The sequence below is a fragment of the Finegoldia sp. BIOML-A2 genome, from assembly GCF_009678315.1.
Taxonomy (GTDB): Bacteria; Bacillota; Clostridia; order Tissierellales; family Peptoniphilaceae; genus Finegoldia; species Finegoldia magna.
This window is the reverse complement of sequence record NZ_WKZE01000006.1, coordinates 47,008-62,529: the sequence shown is the minus strand read 5'-3', so window position 1 is coordinate 62,529 and position 15,522 is coordinate 47,008. Positions and strand designations below refer to the sequence as shown.

Genomic DNA, 15,522 nt, shown 5'->3' with positions numbered 1-15,522 from the left:
TTTGGATAAGGTAAAGGAGTTTATTCGAAAATATTGGATTACTGTGTTGATTTTCGTGTCATTAATAGTTGTGTATATATTTTTGACAGACAATCACATGGTCAATCCATACCTTTTTCCGAGTAAAGAATCAATAGCTCAAGCATTTCACGAAGACAAATCAGTTTTGTTGATTAATATGTTTTCATCATTCGGGTTAATGATTCCATCCATAGTTTTATCATTGATAATTGCGATAGGATTGGGAACATTATTGGGAATGAGCGAAAGATTGAGAGAAATTTTACATCCCGTAATTTATGCTTTTAGTGTTATTCCATCGATTTTATTGTCACCATTTGTGTTGATGTTAGCGCCAAATTTGTGGTCTGCTTCATTGTTTTTGATAATTTATGGAACGGTGTGGACTACGATTTTTGCGACGATCACTGGAATAATGACAATTGACAAAAGATATTTGGACAAGGCGAAGACATTAGAAATCAAAGGATTTGATAAACTTGTAAAAGTTATCCTTCCAGCGGCGAGTCCTTCAATATTAGCAGGATTTGTAAGTTCGTTGAGAAGTACATTTGTAATGTTGGTTTACGCAGAAATGTACGGCTCCAAATACGGAATGGGATTTTTCGTAAAAAAATACACTGATTTTGGATTGTTTAATCATGCTTGGGTAGGATTTATATTTTTGGTTATAGTTTTAGTTGTTGTAATGCAAATATTTGAACTAATCAAAAAAAGAATTCTAAGCTGGACAATTTAAATCAAAGCGCGCTGTGTGGCGTGCTTTTTTTATGGTATGATAGTTTTGAGGTGAGATATGGAAAAGTTTAATGTGAATAAAGACGATATGATAATTTTGTTGATTGATTTGCAAGAAAAATTGGTGCCTGTTCTTCACGACAATGAATACGTGCTTAATCACACGAAGGCTGTGTTGGAGATGGCAAGAATTTACGATATTCCTGTGATTACAACACGCCAATATCCGAAAGGACTTGGAGATACTGTAGAATGTTTGAAAGAATACGAAACGAAGGTATTCGACAAGGTTGATTTTACTGCAAAGCTTGATGATGTTATGAATGAAATCGAAAAAACTGGAAGGAAACAAATCGTGGTTGTCGGAGCGGAAACTCACATTTGTGTCTACCAAACGATACGTGATTTGATTGACGAATATAAAATGATTGTGCTTGAAGATTGCGTTACAAGTAGACGTGTTGAAAATAAAATGAATGCTATCCAAAATTTTAGAGAGATGGACTGTTTGGTAATCAATTCTGAAACGTTGATTTTCGATATTTTGAAAAGGGCGGGAAGTCCTGAATTTAAAACTTTGTCCAAAATAATCAAATAAAAAAATAAATCCAACTTTACTTACTGAAAAGCAAAGTTGGATTTTTTTTATCCTAACAATAAATACAAGAAATGTGCGCTGATTCCAGCTGCTACTCCTCCTATCGTGTGAGACAGAATTGCTTTTGGTGCGAGTTTTCTGGCGTTTAATGTGTCCATCATTCCAACATGTGTGGACAAATATCCTGACCAGCACATTCCAAGGGCTGTGAAAACTGCTATATCATTTCCAGTGATTAAATTTTTCTCCAATAATTTTGGAACGAGTCCAAGCGCTGCTCCGACACTCCCCAAAGCTGTAAGTGGAAATGCAATGCATTCTGATGAGGTGAACCCAAACAATGGTTTCAAAATAGGGTTTAGCAATGCTCCAAGTTTTGGAATCAAACCGACTCCTTCGTAGGCTGCTCCAGTGTAGATTACGGTTCCATTTTCAACAGTACCTGTCGATGTGAGTATCATAACCAACGTACAAATTACAACAACTCCAGGAATAATGTCCATCCCAGCTTGTACACCAGATTTTCCACCCTCAAGCATTGAATTCAAAACTCTCTCCATCAAAGTCAAATCTTCTTTTTTATCTAAGATTTGTTCTTCTTCAAATTCCACTTGTTCATCAGTATCGGCGTAGTATTTTTTCGTGAAATGCATCATAATTCTTACGGAAACCACAGAACCTACGACTGCTCCCAAAACTCCAAGGGATGCCGCCTTGAAAAATTCCGTACCATTTCCAAGTGAAGACATAAAAGTCCACACGATAAATCCCATTCCGAACGATGTTCCCAAATTGCACAACGTAGGAAGCTGATAATTCTTGAAATATTTGGCAAATCCTTTGTCCTTTGCAAGTCCAATGATTGCCGGATTATCCGACAAGAACGTCGTCAATATACCAAGCGCCGAAGCTCCAGGCAAATTGTAAAGTGGTTTCATTATAGGGCTGATGATTTTGTTGATCAGTGCAATAACTCCAAATTCGCTTAAAAGCTTGGATAACGCACCTGTTAAAACTGCGATTGCCATTATGAAAAACACAGTGTTAAGCAGCAAATCGTGCGCCGTTTTCATCAAAGTATTAAACATATTGCCAAGACCCATAACTTTTGCAATGTAGCCGAAAAGCCCGAAAACGACAGCGATTGTCACAAAAGATTCCAGTGAAATTTCACTTTGTTTTTTAGTTTTTTTCATAAAATTCTCCATTAAAAGTATAATATATAATTCTAATGTATTTCAGCTTAAAATTCAAACTATAACACGACATCTCTAATAAAGCTAATCAACAACAAATGTGCTGGATAGAAAATGTAGAATGCCCATTTGTTGATGTTGCCTTTTTTGCCGTTGTAAAAGTGAATGATGGGAATCGACAGATACACGAACAAATACATATACGCTTCGAAAAAATACCCGAACAATATCGCTATGTAAGTGTTTCTTCTGGAAGATGAGCCCAAATACAACAAAAACACCGCTAAAATTCCAAGCATAGAATAATCTGTGTGGTAGTAATTGGCAATTACACAGAATATGGCTACGGAAATTAATTTTAAAATCGCCTTCACGAAATTTGATTGGTCGAACTTATCGATTTTTTCAACGATAAATATAAGACACGCAGAAAGTGCCAACGTGAAGAATACATTTTGGTGATAAAAATCGAACATTTCACCACTAATTGCCAAATCAAAAGGAATTTCCGAAATAATCGCAAAGGAAAACAACCTTACTATGTATTTTTCTACGCTTCTAGTTAGAAACATTCCATTAACGATTAAAAATGCGAAAATAGGAAATGCAATCCTTCCAATAAAAAGCATTAACGCTCCTACTGTGACTCTCCAGTCAGATGATGTGAGTGTCATCGTAGGATAAATGTTGAATTTTTGAAGCATATTGCATTGCACAATGTGACTGATAAGCATGGATATACAGGCGATTACTTTAAGTCCAGAACTTGATATTCCATTGTCTCTGTGCCAAATATCCAAATAATGTTTCCTTTGAGTTTCGTTTAAAAGTTGCATGATAATCTCCTTGAATTTGTTACAACTATTTTATCACAAATAAAGCACATTATTATCTGATATAATTATAATAGGTGATAGTATGAAAATGATGATTTTTGAGAACAAAGTAGACGAGAATAATTTGTTCGAAAATGAAATGGATAATAGAAATTCTGTGATGTTGTCATTTTTCTTGGAGAAATTAAAAACAAAGAATGTCGTTGTCGACAGGTTTAAATTAAACAAGAATCCCGATATGTTCGAACAACAGGGGATTGCACAGAAAATTGATGACGGGATGAAACTTCCAATCACAGTTGTAGATGGAAAAGTTGTGCTTTCGGGAAGATATCCAAAAAGCTACGAAATATTGGATTTCCTTCACATCGACAGAAATATTTTCAATCAAGCTTATGTCAACGATAAGCGTAAATTCTGATAAGATTTGTTCCTAAGTTTTAGGAAAACAAAAAAACCTGTGACAATCACAGGTTTACATAATTTATTGAATCTATTTTATTGAATCCAAAAACATTTTGACAATTTCGTGTCCTTGAGCCAAAGTATCCAACGCCATTTCGGGATGGTATTGCACTCCCAAGAAGAACTTCTTGTCCTTAACGTATGCCGCTTCCACTATATCATCAGAAGATTTTTGTAACACATCAAGATTTTCTGCAACATCTTTGATAGCTTGATGATGAAGGCTATTCACATAAAATCTGTCGCCAAATTTTTCTTTGAACATTCCGTAATTTGTAACCTCGTGAACCAAATCATTGTAAGGTTTGTCTTGAGAGTGAATGATGGAGATGTTCTTTTGTTTTTTCAAATCCTGATACAAAGTTCCGCCCAAATACACATTCATTATTTGCAATCCACGACAAATTCCCAAAGTGGGAATGTCCTTTTTGTAGCAAATATCCATCAGATTAAATTCCAATTCATCGCGTACATTTGATGAAATTCCACATTCCAAAATCTTGTCTTCATTGTAATATGATGGAGCCACATCAAGTCCTCCTGTAAACACGATTCCGTCCAACCTGTCGACGATTTCTTCTAAGAATTTCCTATCGGAATTGAACGGAAGAATCACTGTGTAAGCTCCGTTTCTTTCGATAAGTTCAATGTATTTTCTAAGCATAAAAAGTCTGTTTTCTGCCACGTTATAAAGTGGTGTAAGTCCTATTATTTTCATATTTCCTCCAATTATATTTCAATATTATTATATCAAAGATAAAACAAAAATACATTTTTTGATTAAATCAACAAAAGTGCTATAATATTATTATATTTGGAGAAATATCGAAGTGGTCATAACGGGGCGCACTCGAAATGCGTTTGGGATTATTTCCCACGTGGGTTCGAATCCCACTTTCTCCGCCAAAACAAAGACAGATAGCTGTAATTAGCTATCTGTTTTTTAATTGGTACTTAAAAAGTACTATTTATTGTGCTGTTATTGTGTTCTTTTTCAAGAACGAAAGTTTTGTCTCGCTGACAAGAATCGCTGCGAATATGAATACAAAACCGATTACTGAGAAAACTGTCAATGATTCGATTCCGATAAGTACAGGAATTAAAATTCCAAATATTGACTCGAATCCCAAAATAATTGCAGCAGTGGATGGGTTTGTGTATTTTTGTCCGATGTTTTGAAGTAATAGTGCAACGGCAGTACACATTACAGCTAAGTACAATAATTCCATCACAGATCTTGAAGTTACGACAAGATTTGAATTGTCTTCTACTACAATTGTAGTTATCCAAGACAACACAGCCGCCATTATAAATTGCAATATCGTCATGACGATAGGGTCACGGTCTCTTGCAAGGGCGCTTACTGCGATGATGTGCGATGCGAATAACAATCCGCTAAGTAAAGCTAGTAAATCTCCAAGCCATGCTAATGGATTATCCACGTGAGCGCTTGATCCTGAAAGTGATATGAAAAATATTCCCGTTATACACAAAGCCGCCGCCGACAAATTGTATCGGTCTGGTCTTTGCTTGAATACAATCCAACCCAAAAACGGCACGATTACGCAATAAGATGCAGATAAGAATCCACTTCTACCAGGATCTGCGAATTTTACCCCCAATGTTTGTGATGAATACGCCATGAACAAAAATATTCCTATCAAAAGTCCGTTTTTTATGTCGTCATATTTTGCTTGGCGAAGTCTCTTCCAGAAAATAATCGATAATAAAATGGCTGCCAACGTAAATCTTATCGCCAAGATAAAGTTGGGATTGAATGTTTTGGAAGATTGCTTAACTACAGTCAAAGAGCTTCCCCAAAGGATAGCTACTATTAATAACGCTAATTTAGCAAGTAAATTTGCTTTCTTTTTATCCATTTTTTCCTCCTCTTATTTAATTTCAGATATATTATCCCAGTTTTCGTATGATTTGTAAACACCTAAAAAGCCCAATAAATTAATTCGCACACAAAAAAAGGAGGAACAGTGTCCTCCTTGTGATTTTTCGATTTATACGAACGGAATATATTGTGAATATCCTTCTTCTTCCATTTTTTCTAATGGGACAAATCTCAAACTTGCGCCGTTGATGCAATACCTAAGACCGCCTTTTTCACTAGGACCATCGTCGAACACATGACCAAGATGACTGTCAGCGTGTTTACTTCTAACTTCAGTTCTAACTCTGGATAATTTGTGATCATCAGAATAATTTACAGAACTTGACGTAATAGTTTTCGTAAATGATGGCCAACCACAACCCGCATCGTATTTGTCCTTAGAAGAAAATAACGGCTCACCACTTACGATGTCGACATAGATTCCTCTTTCATCAAAATCATTGAAGCTTGATGTGTGAGGGCGTTCAGTCGCTTCGTTTTGAGTAACTCTGTAACTCACATCGGATAGATTTTGTTTCAATTCTTCATCGGACATTTTCTTGTATTCAGTCGTATCCAAATCCTCATCAAAAGCATTCAGATTGATGTGACAATATCCACCAGGATTTTTGTCCAAATAATCTTGGTGATAATCTTCTGCTAATACAAAATTTTCTAATCTTTCAACCAAAACAGTTAGCTTTTCATCGTATTTTGATTGAATGTAATTCACAACAGAATTGATTATTTCCAAATCTTTTTCATCTTCGTAGAAAATTCCAGTTCTGTATTGTTCGCCAACATCGTTTCCTTGCTTATTCACAGAAATTGGATTGATAATTCTGAAATAATGAAGTAAAATTTCAGCCAAATCCAACCTGTTTTTATCATAGACAATTCTCACCGTCTCTGCGTGATGAGTTTGTTTAACTTTTCTGTAGTCGGTGTCTGTTCCTTCGCCATTTGCATAGCCTGTGTCAGTGTCTATTACACCGTTTAATTTTTTGAAATAAGCTTCCACTCCCCAAAAACATCCACCAGCCAAATAAATCGTACTTTTTTCAATAAATCTCATATTACACCTCTTACAAAATTATACCCAGTTAAATATTTTTTATTCAAAAAATTTGGCATACAAAAAGCAGCTTATTAAAAGCTGCTCATTGAAATTATTTTGATTTCATAGTTTCTTGGCGATTCATTGTGTGATATGAACCTTTGAATCTTTCCTTCTTAGGACTCTTGTCCCAGATTTCTTCTGCTTCAACTTCCCAGTTTTTCGCATATTCATCGCAGTTACCACAAAGTGAATCTACAGTTTGTTTAGATTCCAAATCAGTAGATTTTGCATCAGTGCTATGAACCATTTCTCTAAGTTCGTTTGGATTTTCAAGCATTGGGCAAGGCATCAACATATTATCGTTGAATGGTTGACCGTCATGATATTTTGTAAATAGGGGAGCTCTCAAACAATCCAACAAAGATTTTTCTCTGATATTAGAATCGCTGTAGTGAATGAAAACACAAGGTTCAACATCGCCGGATGCATTAATGTGAAGATATCTTCTTCCACCTGCAATGCATCCTCCAACATATTCAGCATCGTTTTGGAAATCCAATGCGAATAATGGTTTTTCTGCTCTATATTTTCTTAGCCTTTCGATAGTTTGTTTTCTTTGTTCAGGAGTAGGTAATAAATCGGTTACAGCAGCATTTCCAACTGGCATATAGTGGAAGTACCACACGAAATATGCACCTAACTCTATTAGGTAATCGTAGTATTCTTCGCTTGTAATTGAATCAAAGTTTTGTGAAGTATAGCAGCAAGAAATTCCGTAAATCAAATGACGTTCTTGTAGCATCTTCATTGCTTTGATTACTTTTTTATAAACACCTTCTCCACGTCTACCGTCAGTTGCTTCTTCAAAACCTTCAAGTGAAATCGCAGGAATGAAATTACCAACTCTTTGCATTTCGTCTACGAAATCTTCGTCAATCAAAGTCGCATTTGTAAACGACAAGAACACACAGTCGTTGTGTTTTTCGCATAATTTAATCAAATCATCTTTACGCACAAGAGGTTCTCCGCCTGTGTATATGTACATATAAGTTCCCAATTCTTTACCTTGAGTGATGATAGAATCAATCTCATCATAGCTTAGGTTTTGTTTGTAGCCGTATTCAGCAGCCCAACATCCAGTACATTTTAAGTTACATGCAGATGTAGGATCCAACAAAATTGCCCATGGGATATTACAATTGTATTCTTCTCTGTATTTTTGTTGAGTTTGCCATCCCAAAACAGACGCATTCATAAAAAAGTTATACGCTACTTTTTTTATTTGTTTTTTGTCAACTTCTTGGAAAATTTTCATCACAAAACTATGGTAAGGGTGATTTTCGTCTTCGAAAACTTCCCTTATAATTTTAATTTGAGGCGAAAAATCTCCGTGAGAAAGGTTTTCTGCCCATTCGACTAATTGTACCCCTCGTTTTTGAGGATCCTTCGCAACATAATCGAATACCTTATCAAATCCATATCTTTTTCCAGCTTCTATAATTTTCATATAACCACCTTTTCATATATTAAAATTTTTAGAACTATCCTATTAGATATATCTCTTAACTTCATTGTATCTCAAACGTTAATCAAAGTCTTTGGACAAAAGGGTGTATTTGCCTAAAATTCTAACAAAAATGAAAAAAAATCTAAAAAATTAATTCATTTTACTCCTAGTTAATGAAGATTTAACAGTATCTTTTAATAAAAATCCTATCCTTTTAATCTTCTTCTCGATATCCTCATCCATTCCTGAAGTTAGCCACCTGATAACCAAATCCGTAATCGCACTTTGAAAAAACTTAATAATAATCTCCTTGTCATCCTTTTTAGCATGAATTTCCTTGTCCACATTTTCTACGTAAGTTCTCATAATCTGCCCCGATTTATTGTACAAATAATCAGACAGAGTTTTTCTGGAAATAGAATTGTAAATGTGGAAAATCGCGGTTTTGTTATCAATAGCAAACTGCATTTCTTCGATAAAACTATCCTCCCAAGAAATATTATCCGATTCATTCAACACTCTCTTAAGTCTTATTTCAAAAATCGTGTCTATGATTTGATTCAAATCTTTGAAATGATAATAAATAGTGTTTCTGTTGATTCCACATTCTTCAGCTAGTTTTCCCACCGTAATTTTATTCAGAGGTATTCTGTTGAGAAGATTAATTAAATTTTCCATTATCATTTTCTTCGTATAATCCGCGTTCATAAACTCCCCCTTTTAACATAATCATATTCCAAAACTAGAAAAATTTCCACCAAAAAAACTAGCTGCACATGGCTTGCAGCTAGTCAATCGTAATTATTTTAATAATTCTTCAGCAATTCTCAAAGATTTTCCAGCGTAAACTGTAGCAGGGCCACCACCCATAGCAACGCAAACTTCCATCATTTCTGAGATTTCTTCGATTGTACAACCTGCATCAATACATCCTTTAGTGTGATGAACGATACATCCGTCGCATTTTACAGTAATTCCGATTGCAAGAGCTATCAATTCTTTTTCCTTCAAAGATAATTTTCCGTCTTTAAAAATTTCTCCACACATACCAGAGAAATTCTTAGCTACATCTGGTAAATGTTCTCCAAATAATTTTGAGTTTTCAGCCAATACTTCTTTACTATCCATAAATTACCTCCTATTTTTTAGACAATTTGCATTGCCCTTTTAATATAATCTTATCAAATACGACGTACAAAATCTTAATTATAGAAGATTTCAATAAATGATGGGAGATTTATAGCGTTTTCATATAAATAAAAATAAAATATATGTGATATAATATAACTATAAAAATTAGGTGGTTAATATGAAAAAACCTTACAAGTTACTAGTTTTAATGATGGTTATGGCGATCGGATTTACAGGATGCGCCAATAATTCTAACAAAACTAATTCAAATGAAAAGACACTTGAAAATGAACGCTAACAAACTATCCGGAGGACAAAAACAAAGACTATGCATAGCCAGAATGCTTACAACAAATCCCAAAATACTGATATTTGATGAACCTTGCTAATCTTTGGATTTGCAAAACACATTGGCGATAGAAAACTTGCTTAATAATTTGTCACATAAATACATCATAATAATTTCTAAACATAACATGGACCAAGCAAAAAGAATTTCGGATAGGATTTTGTTTATTGAAGATAAAAAACTGATCGAACAAGATGAAATATAATAATATAAGATTTGAGGACGAGAAAAAATATGAAAATTATGGTAGTTGAAGATGATATTGATTTATCAGAATTAATTAAGATGTATTTGATTCCAGAAGGATGGGAGATAGAAACTTTTCATACTGGTAAAAAAGCAGTTGAAAGTTTTAATCGAAATCACTATGATTTAATCTTATTGGACTTATTGCTTCCAGATATAAATGGATTTGAGATATGCAAACAAATACGAGAAAAATCCACAATTCCAATAATTATGCTAACTGCTCTGGAAGATTCTATTCATAAAGTACAAGGATTAAATATGGGTGCAGATGACTATATAATAAAACCTTTTGAGCCAACAGAATTAGTCGCTAGGATTAAGTCAAATCTTAGAAGAAGTTATGAATTTTCATATGCAAAAACTATAAACGATGAAGGACGCGAACCTGACGAACGTGTTGTTGGAAATTTGCGATTAAATAAAAAAACGCATAAAAGCTTTTACAATGAAATAGAAATAACTTTAACGCCGAAAGAATTTGAAATTTTATGGCTGTTGATGGAAAAACCAGACGATGTTCACAATATGGATGAAATACATTACAAAATTTGGAAAGATGAAGTTTTATCAACCGAGGTAAATCCTGTTATGGTGCATATAAGAAGAATACGAAGTAAATTTGAAAAACATGGAATAAGTTCCATAATAAAGACAATTTGGGGAGTGGGGTATAAAATTAATGCGTAAAGAAAATTCATATATTAAAAGAATTATTCTGTATCAATGCTTATGGATAGCTGTTGTAATTTTTCTTACATTTGCTTTTCATAGATTAATCGATAGTTTAATAATTTATAATATTGATACAGAAGCTGAGTTAGGATCAATATATAAGATTTATTTTCAATATGGTAATTATGTTTTCATTATGATATGCGCAATCTTCATAATTTTCGGATGCTTTTATATTCAGAATAAAGAATTCGAAAAATATCGCGAGTATTTTGTATCTGGAATTAAATACATTAAAGGCGAAATTCCTGAGATAAGAGAATTTCATGAATCTTTATCTAACGAAAGAATAGATTTCATTAATATTCGAAAACTTATATTAGAAATGGAAAACAATTATGAACTAGCATATAAGGAAAAAACAGATTTGCTGACGTATTTGGCACATGATATTAAAACACCTCTATCAAATTTATTGGGATATTCTACTTTGCTTCATGATGAAGATAATTTAACTTATGAGCAACAAAAAAAGTTTATAAAAGTTATCTACGAAAATGTGAAATCATTAAATAGTTTGAGCGAAGATTTCTTTTCTTATTTGAAATTCAATTTGAATGAAATCCCAATTAACATCAAAAAGTTTGATGCAGAGCTATTTTTAAAACAATGGGAAGAAGAAAGAAAAACATTGGTAAACGATAATGTTTTGGATATTAGATTTGCAAATACTTCTGGTAAAGAAATTAATACAGATCCTGAATTACTCGTGAGGATTTTAGATAATTTAGTATCGAACGCAAACAAATATTCAAAAAAAGGATCAACAATAATAGTCAAAGTTGAGATACAGGATAAAGCATTAAATTTGACAGTTAAAAATGAAGTTGAAAATAATTTAAACGTAGATTGGAAATTGGTGAAAAATAAATTTTATCGCGGGGATATGTCACGAAATCGCTTAAAAAACAATGGGTCTGGAGTTGGACTTACAATTGTAAATGATATTGTAGCTCATTTAAATGGGGAATTTGAAGTGTATAATAAAGATAATTGGGTAATTGCAAATGTAATTATTCCCGTATATTAAAAAGAAAGAAAAAAGCAAGAAAAAAGCAAGAATTAATACAAGAAAACTTAATCTCTTATTTTCAAGACTAACCTATAATGATATTTATAAGGTTAGTTTTTTATTTACATAGCTATAGTAAATCAAATAATTGTTTATAAAACATAAAAAGGGGATGATTTGTTATGTGATTTTCTGCATTTATCAGATGAAAAATAACATTAAAAATCTATTACAATTATTTTATTATTGACTAATGAATATATTTGAAGGGAGAAAATTATATGAAAAAACTAGTATTATCAGCTTTATTATTGTCGGGATTGTTGTTTACTTCTACAGGAACTGTTTATGCACAAAATAATAGTGACTTACCATATGTTAAAGGGTTAGGATATGAAGTAGAAGTATTGGAAAATGATGAAAATGAAATTACTTTTTATAACTATGATAGTGGATGGAAAAATTTCTTAGGTGGTAGATGGAGACATGGAGTTGATTCAAGTCAAGTATGGTCGTATTTTGATCATAGTTACAAAATACACAAGACTACTGTAAGAGGTTCACAAGGTAAATACTCTTATTCAGGATGGGTTGGTGCTGGCAGAAGGGCTGCAGCTTCATGGGAAAAAGCATTTGCCGGAAACAGAGCATGGGCTGATGTGAAATAAACTATGTAAAGATTCAGAAGTTCCAATTTGAAAATAGGAGGATTGGAACTTCTGTTTTTTTAAGATAGATTCATAGAGGGGAAAAAGTTTATGAAAAAAGTAATAGGCTTATTAACATTTTTATTGGTTTTTGTTGTAGGATTAGGATTTTTCTATAGTAAAGATTCACGTTTTATGGAGTTTTTTATAAGAGAATTTAATACTACCGTAAATATAACTACCAAGCCACAAAATATTGGAAATAATATCATTGAAATTCAGAAAATTGCGAAGAAAAATAAAATTAGTTTCATAAAAGAAGTCTACATACCCAAAAACTCATTAAAAGAAAAACAAAAAATAAATATATTTATTTACCTTGATGATGCTAGGTGGTTTAAGAAATCATTTAAGAACATTGATATCGATGAAAATTACAACGGAATTAATAGATTCAAAAATGTAACTAAGAATAGCCTTTTGACTAGCAAAAAAATTGATTTTATTGATTATTCTAAGATTAACGATTATACGTTTAACGGAGATTATCATATTAAAGGATCGCCTTCTGATGTTTTGGAATTTATGAATGAATTAAATAGCAGACAAGATTTGGGAATTGATGCAATTGTTGATAAATCTTTTTCGGTTGCTAGTGAAGTTACTCAAAAACAAGCCATATTATACGTAATGCTTATTTTAGTAATTATTTTTGCTCTATTATTTAGTTTTGTAATTTATAATTCATCACTTTCTAAGGAAATATCGATAATTTCTTTATTGGGTCATAATGAACTGAAATTTTGCTATAAAAAGGCTGTGGATTTGTTAGCAATTCCTATATTAATTTCATGGTTAGGAATGTTTAGCTTTTTATTTTATTTGACAAACCCAGACTCAATAATCGGATTTTTAATATCCATCAAACCAATATTATTATTACTTGGATTAATAGGATTTACATTGATACTATTCTATTTTCTTATGCTTTACTTTAGAGTTAAGAATGTTAGCACTATTTCGTGGCTAAAAGGCTACAAAAAAAGATATAAAATAAGTCCTGTGATTTTTAAAGTTATTTCATTTTCTGTTGTCCTATATCTATTTGTTGTAACTGTGTTTGGATTAAGCGATTATGTTACTTCTACTTCATATTTTGATGCATGGGAGAAATCGAAGAATTATGCTAATATAGCTTGTGCATGGCCGTGGACTTATGTTGAAAATGATGATAAGTTTGAAAAAATAGTAGTCCCAAAGTTAAATAATTTATGGGATGAATTAGATTCTAAAGGAGCAATACTATTTTTCGCACCAAATATTCAACATGAAAATGATGATGAATATTTAAACAATCAGGTTTTTAGGGGAAGGTATGCTTATATTAACAAGAATTACCTTGAACTAAATAACTTGGTTGATGAAAAAGACAGACCATTAGCTAAATATACGTCTAATTCTAATGAATGGATTATATTTGTACCTGAAAACATTTCAATAACTGATAATGATAGGCAAAATATAAGAAAATCACATGTGTTTAATTGTACAACTAAACAAGACAATGTCAGTGAGAAGTATATTAAAATTAAGGGAAATCAACAAGTTTTTACATTTGATAGTCAGCAAAAAATAAATAGTCCAGATATATTGAATTATGCTTTGATTATGGTTAATGGCAAAGAATTAGTGCCTACTGGAGAGATTAAACTACCATCATTGGTTAACGGGAAGTTTCATCCTTATATTTCGAATCCTAATAAGTGCTATGAATATTTAAAACCAGTTATTCAAAAAACAGGATCGTCTCCTTATATACTTTACGTTACAAGCGTTTATGATGGAGTCATTGAAAAAATAGAAATGTATAAGACGGAAACTATTATTTATCTTTTAGGATTTTTATTATCGGTTTTAGTATTGTTTGTAACGATAAAAATAGATGAAGAATCATATTTTTATAATTATGGACAAAGAATTTACGTTTCTAGATTATTGGGATATGATTTTAAATCTATCCATAAATCTAAAATAATTCAGATTATAGTTGGGTTTATCGTAAGTGTTATTGTTTGTTTTATGATAATACTCTTTACGATATATTTTAGAAGTTTTGGTTTTTTTGAACCAAGAGATGGGTGGAATTTAAGAAAATTAGTAATTTGTCTAATTATGTCAATTATTAGTATTATTATTTGTTTCATATATGAAATTATTAACGTAAAAAAGAACGAAAAAAGTTTAGTGAGAAAGATAAAGGAAGGTAATTAAATGAATATTGATAAACCTCAAATATCATTGAAAAATATATCGAAAAAATATGGGAACCATAAAATATTAGAAAATATTAATCTTGACATTTATGAAGGAGATTTTATTTGTATTTTTGGTAAAAGTGGTGGTGGTAAGACAACGCTATTAAATATAATTGGAACGCTTGAAGAATATGATGAAGGGGAATTGATTTGCTTTTCTAAACATAATCCAATTAGAAATGGAAAAGAATCTGAACTTTTACGAAGGTATAAAATAGCATATCTTTTTCAAAACTTTGCTTTAGTTGATAATATGACAGTTCAAGAAAATTTGAATTTGGCAGTAAAATACAGTAGAAGTACAGATAAAAAATCAATTATAAAAAAAGCTCTTATGAATATGGGAATAGAAGACAAGCTTAAATCAAAAATATTTGAATTATCAGGTGGAGAGCAGCAAAGAGTAGCTCTTGCGAGAAATATGGTTAAGCCATACGAAATAATGTTAGCAGACGAACCGACAGGATCGTTAGATAGTGAAAATAAAAAGATAGTAATTGATACACTTGTAAAACTAAACAAACTGGGGAAAACTATAATTGTTGTTAGTCATGATAAAGAATTTGAAAAAATTGCACACAAGAATTATATTATTGAAAACGGAACATTAAAAAAGCTGGAATTTGCTGTGGAGAAATAATAGAATATTTGGGATTATAATATCAGGTTATTATTTCGAGGATCTGATACACAAAACTTTTCACATACTTCAATTATCCTACTTGCTATTTTTGCAGGTAGGATTTTTTGATTTCAAACGTTAAGAAATTCTAAAGATTACAGA

General features: G+C 32.1%; 17 protein-coding genes and 1 tRNA gene. 10 read left to right on the top strand and 8 right to left on the bottom strand.

What is annotated here, in order from left to right:
- Position 1 precedes the first annotated feature (1 nt).
- Together GKF99_RS06250 and GKF99_RS06245 are read left to right on the top strand one after the other, a co-directional pair.
- On the top strand, positions 2-760 hold the full coding sequence (locus GKF99_RS06250) for an ABC transporter permease subunit (RefSeq protein WP_094205122.1): 759 nt from the start codon (positions 2-4) through the stop codon (positions 758-760).
- 57 nt (positions 761-817) lie between these two features.
- Positions 818-1,357 carry an isochorismatase family protein gene (locus tag GKF99_RS06245; RefSeq protein ID WP_154272904.1) on the top strand — a complete coding sequence of 180 codons (540 nt, stop codon included), beginning with the start codon at positions 818-820 and terminating at the stop codon, positions 1,355-1,357.
- Positions 1,358-1,404: 47 nt separating this feature from the next.
- On the opposite strand, the gene GKF99_RS06240 is transcribed toward GKF99_RS06245, so the two are convergent.
- Positions 1,405-2,553: a hypothetical protein gene (locus GKF99_RS06240; protein WP_154272903.1), complete on the bottom strand. Its 1,149-nt coding sequence runs from the start codon at positions 2,551-2,553 to the stop codon at positions 1,405-1,407.
- Positions 2,554-2,612: 59 nt separating this feature from the next.
- Positions 2,613-3,389: a TraX family protein gene (locus GKF99_RS06235; protein ID WP_154272902.1), complete on the bottom strand. Its 777-nt coding sequence runs from the start codon at positions 3,387-3,389 to the stop codon at positions 2,613-2,615.
- 82 nt (positions 3,390-3,471) lie between these two features.
- On the opposite strand from GKF99_RS06235, the gene GKF99_RS06230 reads away from it, so the two are divergent.
- Positions 3,472-3,810, top strand: a complete 339-nt coding sequence (locus GKF99_RS06230; protein WP_094207971.1) for an arsenic metallochaperone ArsD family protein — start codon at positions 3,472-3,474, stop codon at positions 3,808-3,810.
- A gap of 72 nt (positions 3,811-3,882) precedes the next feature.
- On the opposite strand, the gene GKF99_RS06225 is transcribed toward GKF99_RS06230, so the two are convergent.
- Positions 3,883-4,572: a gamma-glutamyl-gamma-aminobutyrate hydrolase family protein gene (locus tag GKF99_RS06225; RefSeq protein WP_094207972.1), complete on the bottom strand. Its 690-nt coding sequence runs from the start codon at positions 4,570-4,572 to the stop codon at positions 3,883-3,885.
- Between the two features lie 98 nt (positions 4,573-4,670).
- Between GKF99_RS06225 and GKF99_RS06220 the strand changes: the two genes are divergently transcribed.
- Positions 4,671-4,760: transfer RNA gene (locus GKF99_RS06220), tRNA-Ser, on the top strand.
- Between the two features lie 62 nt (positions 4,761-4,822).
- On the opposite strand, the gene GKF99_RS06215 is transcribed toward GKF99_RS06220, so the two are convergent.
- The 5 genes from GKF99_RS06215 to GKF99_RS06195 form a co-directional block, all read right to left on the bottom strand.
- Positions 4,823-5,734 (bottom strand): DMT family transporter, encoded by a 912-nt coding sequence (locus GKF99_RS06215; protein WP_154254978.1) that lies wholly within the window; start codon positions 5,732-5,734, stop codon positions 4,823-4,825.
- 132 nt (positions 5,735-5,866) lie between these two features.
- Complete coding sequence (gene msrB, locus GKF99_RS06210) at positions 5,867-6,811, bottom strand: peptide-methionine (R)-S-oxide reductase MsrB (RefSeq protein ID WP_154272901.1); 945 nt, start codon at positions 6,809-6,811, stop codon at positions 5,867-5,869.
- Positions 6,812-6,905: 94 nt separating this feature from the next.
- Complete coding sequence (locus tag GKF99_RS06205; protein WP_002835815.1) at positions 6,906-8,303, bottom strand: radical SAM protein; 1,398 nt, start codon at positions 8,301-8,303, stop codon at positions 6,906-6,908.
- 150 nt (positions 8,304-8,453) lie between these two features.
- Positions 8,454-9,011, bottom strand: coding sequence for a TetR/AcrR family transcriptional regulator C-terminal domain-containing protein (locus tag GKF99_RS06200; RefSeq protein WP_154272900.1), 558 nt, complete (start codon positions 9,009-9,011; stop codon positions 8,454-8,456).
- 93 nt (positions 9,012-9,104) lie between these two features.
- The gene (locus GKF99_RS06195) at positions 9,105-9,431 is read right to left on the bottom strand and encodes a carboxymuconolactone decarboxylase family protein (protein ID WP_002835813.1); all 327 of its coding nucleotides are present in this window, start codon (positions 9,429-9,431) and stop codon (positions 9,105-9,107) included.
- Between the two features lie 272 nt (positions 9,432-9,703).
- On the opposite strand from GKF99_RS06195, the gene GKF99_RS08845 reads away from it, so the two are divergent.
- The 6 genes from GKF99_RS08845 to GKF99_RS06160 all read left to right on the top strand — a co-directional run bounded on the left by GKF99_RS08845 (position 9,704) and on the right by GKF99_RS06160 (position 15,378).
- Entirely contained in the window at positions 9,704-9,823 is a 120-nt protein-coding gene (locus tag GKF99_RS08845; RefSeq protein ID WP_002840206.1) for an ATP-binding cassette domain-containing protein, read from the top strand.
- Between the two features lie 194 nt (positions 9,824-10,017).
- The gene (locus GKF99_RS06180) at positions 10,018-10,719 is read left to right on the top strand and encodes a response regulator transcription factor (protein WP_154272899.1); all 702 of its coding nucleotides are present in this window, start codon (positions 10,018-10,020) and stop codon (positions 10,717-10,719) included.
- Positions 10,712-11,794, top strand: coding sequence for a HAMP domain-containing sensor histidine kinase (locus GKF99_RS06175; RefSeq protein ID WP_154272898.1), 1,083 nt, complete (start codon positions 10,712-10,714; stop codon positions 11,792-11,794). The genes GKF99_RS06180 and GKF99_RS06175 overlap by 8 nt, the downstream gene beginning before the upstream one ends.
- A 263-nt stretch (positions 11,795-12,057) precedes the next feature.
- Positions 12,058-12,444, top strand: coding sequence for a lactococcin 972 family bacteriocin (locus GKF99_RS06170; protein WP_002840185.1), 387 nt, complete (start codon positions 12,058-12,060; stop codon positions 12,442-12,444).
- Positions 12,445-12,534: 90 nt separating this feature from the next.
- The gene (locus GKF99_RS06165) at positions 12,535-14,694 is read left to right on the top strand and encodes a hypothetical protein (RefSeq protein WP_094202409.1); all 2,160 of its coding nucleotides are present in this window, start codon (positions 12,535-12,537) and stop codon (positions 14,692-14,694) included.
- Positions 14,695-15,378, top strand: coding sequence for an ATP-binding cassette domain-containing protein (locus GKF99_RS06160; protein WP_002840205.1), 684 nt, complete (start codon positions 14,695-14,697; stop codon positions 15,376-15,378).
- Positions 15,379-15,522 lie beyond the last annotated feature (144 nt).

Coding starts and splice junctions, on each gene's coding strand:
- GKF99_RS06180 (WP_154272899.1), top strand. CDS start 10,018: ATGAAAATTATGGTAGTTGAAGATGATATTGATTTATCAGAATTAATT.
- GKF99_RS06195 (WP_002835813.1), bottom strand. CDS start 9,431: ATGGATAGTAAAGAAGTATTGGCTGAAAACTCAAAATTATTTGGAGAA.
- GKF99_RS06245 (WP_154272904.1), top strand. CDS start 818: ATGGAAAAGTTTAATGTGAATAAAGACGATATGATAATTTTGTTGATT.
- GKF99_RS06170 (WP_002840185.1), top strand. CDS start 12,058: ATGAAAAAACTAGTATTATCAGCTTTATTATTGTCGGGATTGTTGTTT.
- GKF99_RS06205 (WP_002835815.1), bottom strand. CDS start 8,303: ATGAAAATTATAGAAGCTGGAAAAAGATATGGATTTGATAAGGTATTC.
- GKF99_RS06200 (WP_154272900.1), bottom strand. CDS start 9,011: ATGAACGCGGATTATACGAAGAAAATGATAATGGAAAATTTAATTAAT.
- GKF99_RS06235 (WP_154272902.1), bottom strand. CDS start 3,389: ATGCAACTTTTAAACGAAACTCAAAGGAAACATTATTTGGATATTTGG.
- GKF99_RS06160 (WP_002840205.1), top strand. CDS start 14,695: ATGAATATTGATAAACCTCAAATATCATTGAAAAATATATCGAAAAAA.
- msrB (WP_154272901.1), bottom strand. CDS start 6,811: ATGAGATTTATTGAAAAAAGTACGATTTATTTGGCTGGTGGATGTTTT.
- GKF99_RS08845 (WP_002840206.1), top strand. CDS start 9,704: ATGAAAAGACACTTGAAAATGAACGCTAACAAACTATCCGGAGGACAA.
- GKF99_RS06215 (WP_154254978.1), bottom strand. CDS start 5,734: ATGGATAAAAAGAAAGCAAATTTACTTGCTAAATTAGCGTTATTAATA.
- GKF99_RS06225 (WP_094207972.1), bottom strand. CDS start 4,572: ATGAAAATAATAGGACTTACACCACTTTATAACGTGGCAGAAAACAGA.
- GKF99_RS06175 (WP_154272898.1), top strand. CDS start 10,712: ATGCGTAAAGAAAATTCATATATTAAAAGAATTATTCTGTATCAATGC.
- GKF99_RS06165 (WP_094202409.1), top strand. CDS start 12,535: ATGAAAAAAGTAATAGGCTTATTAACATTTTTATTGGTTTTTGTTGTA.
- GKF99_RS06240 (WP_154272903.1), bottom strand. CDS start 2,553: ATGAAAAAAACTAAAAAACAAAGTGAAATTTCACTGGAATCTTTTGTG.
- GKF99_RS06230 (WP_094207971.1), top strand. CDS start 3,472: ATGAAAATGATGATTTTTGAGAACAAAGTAGACGAGAATAATTTGTTC.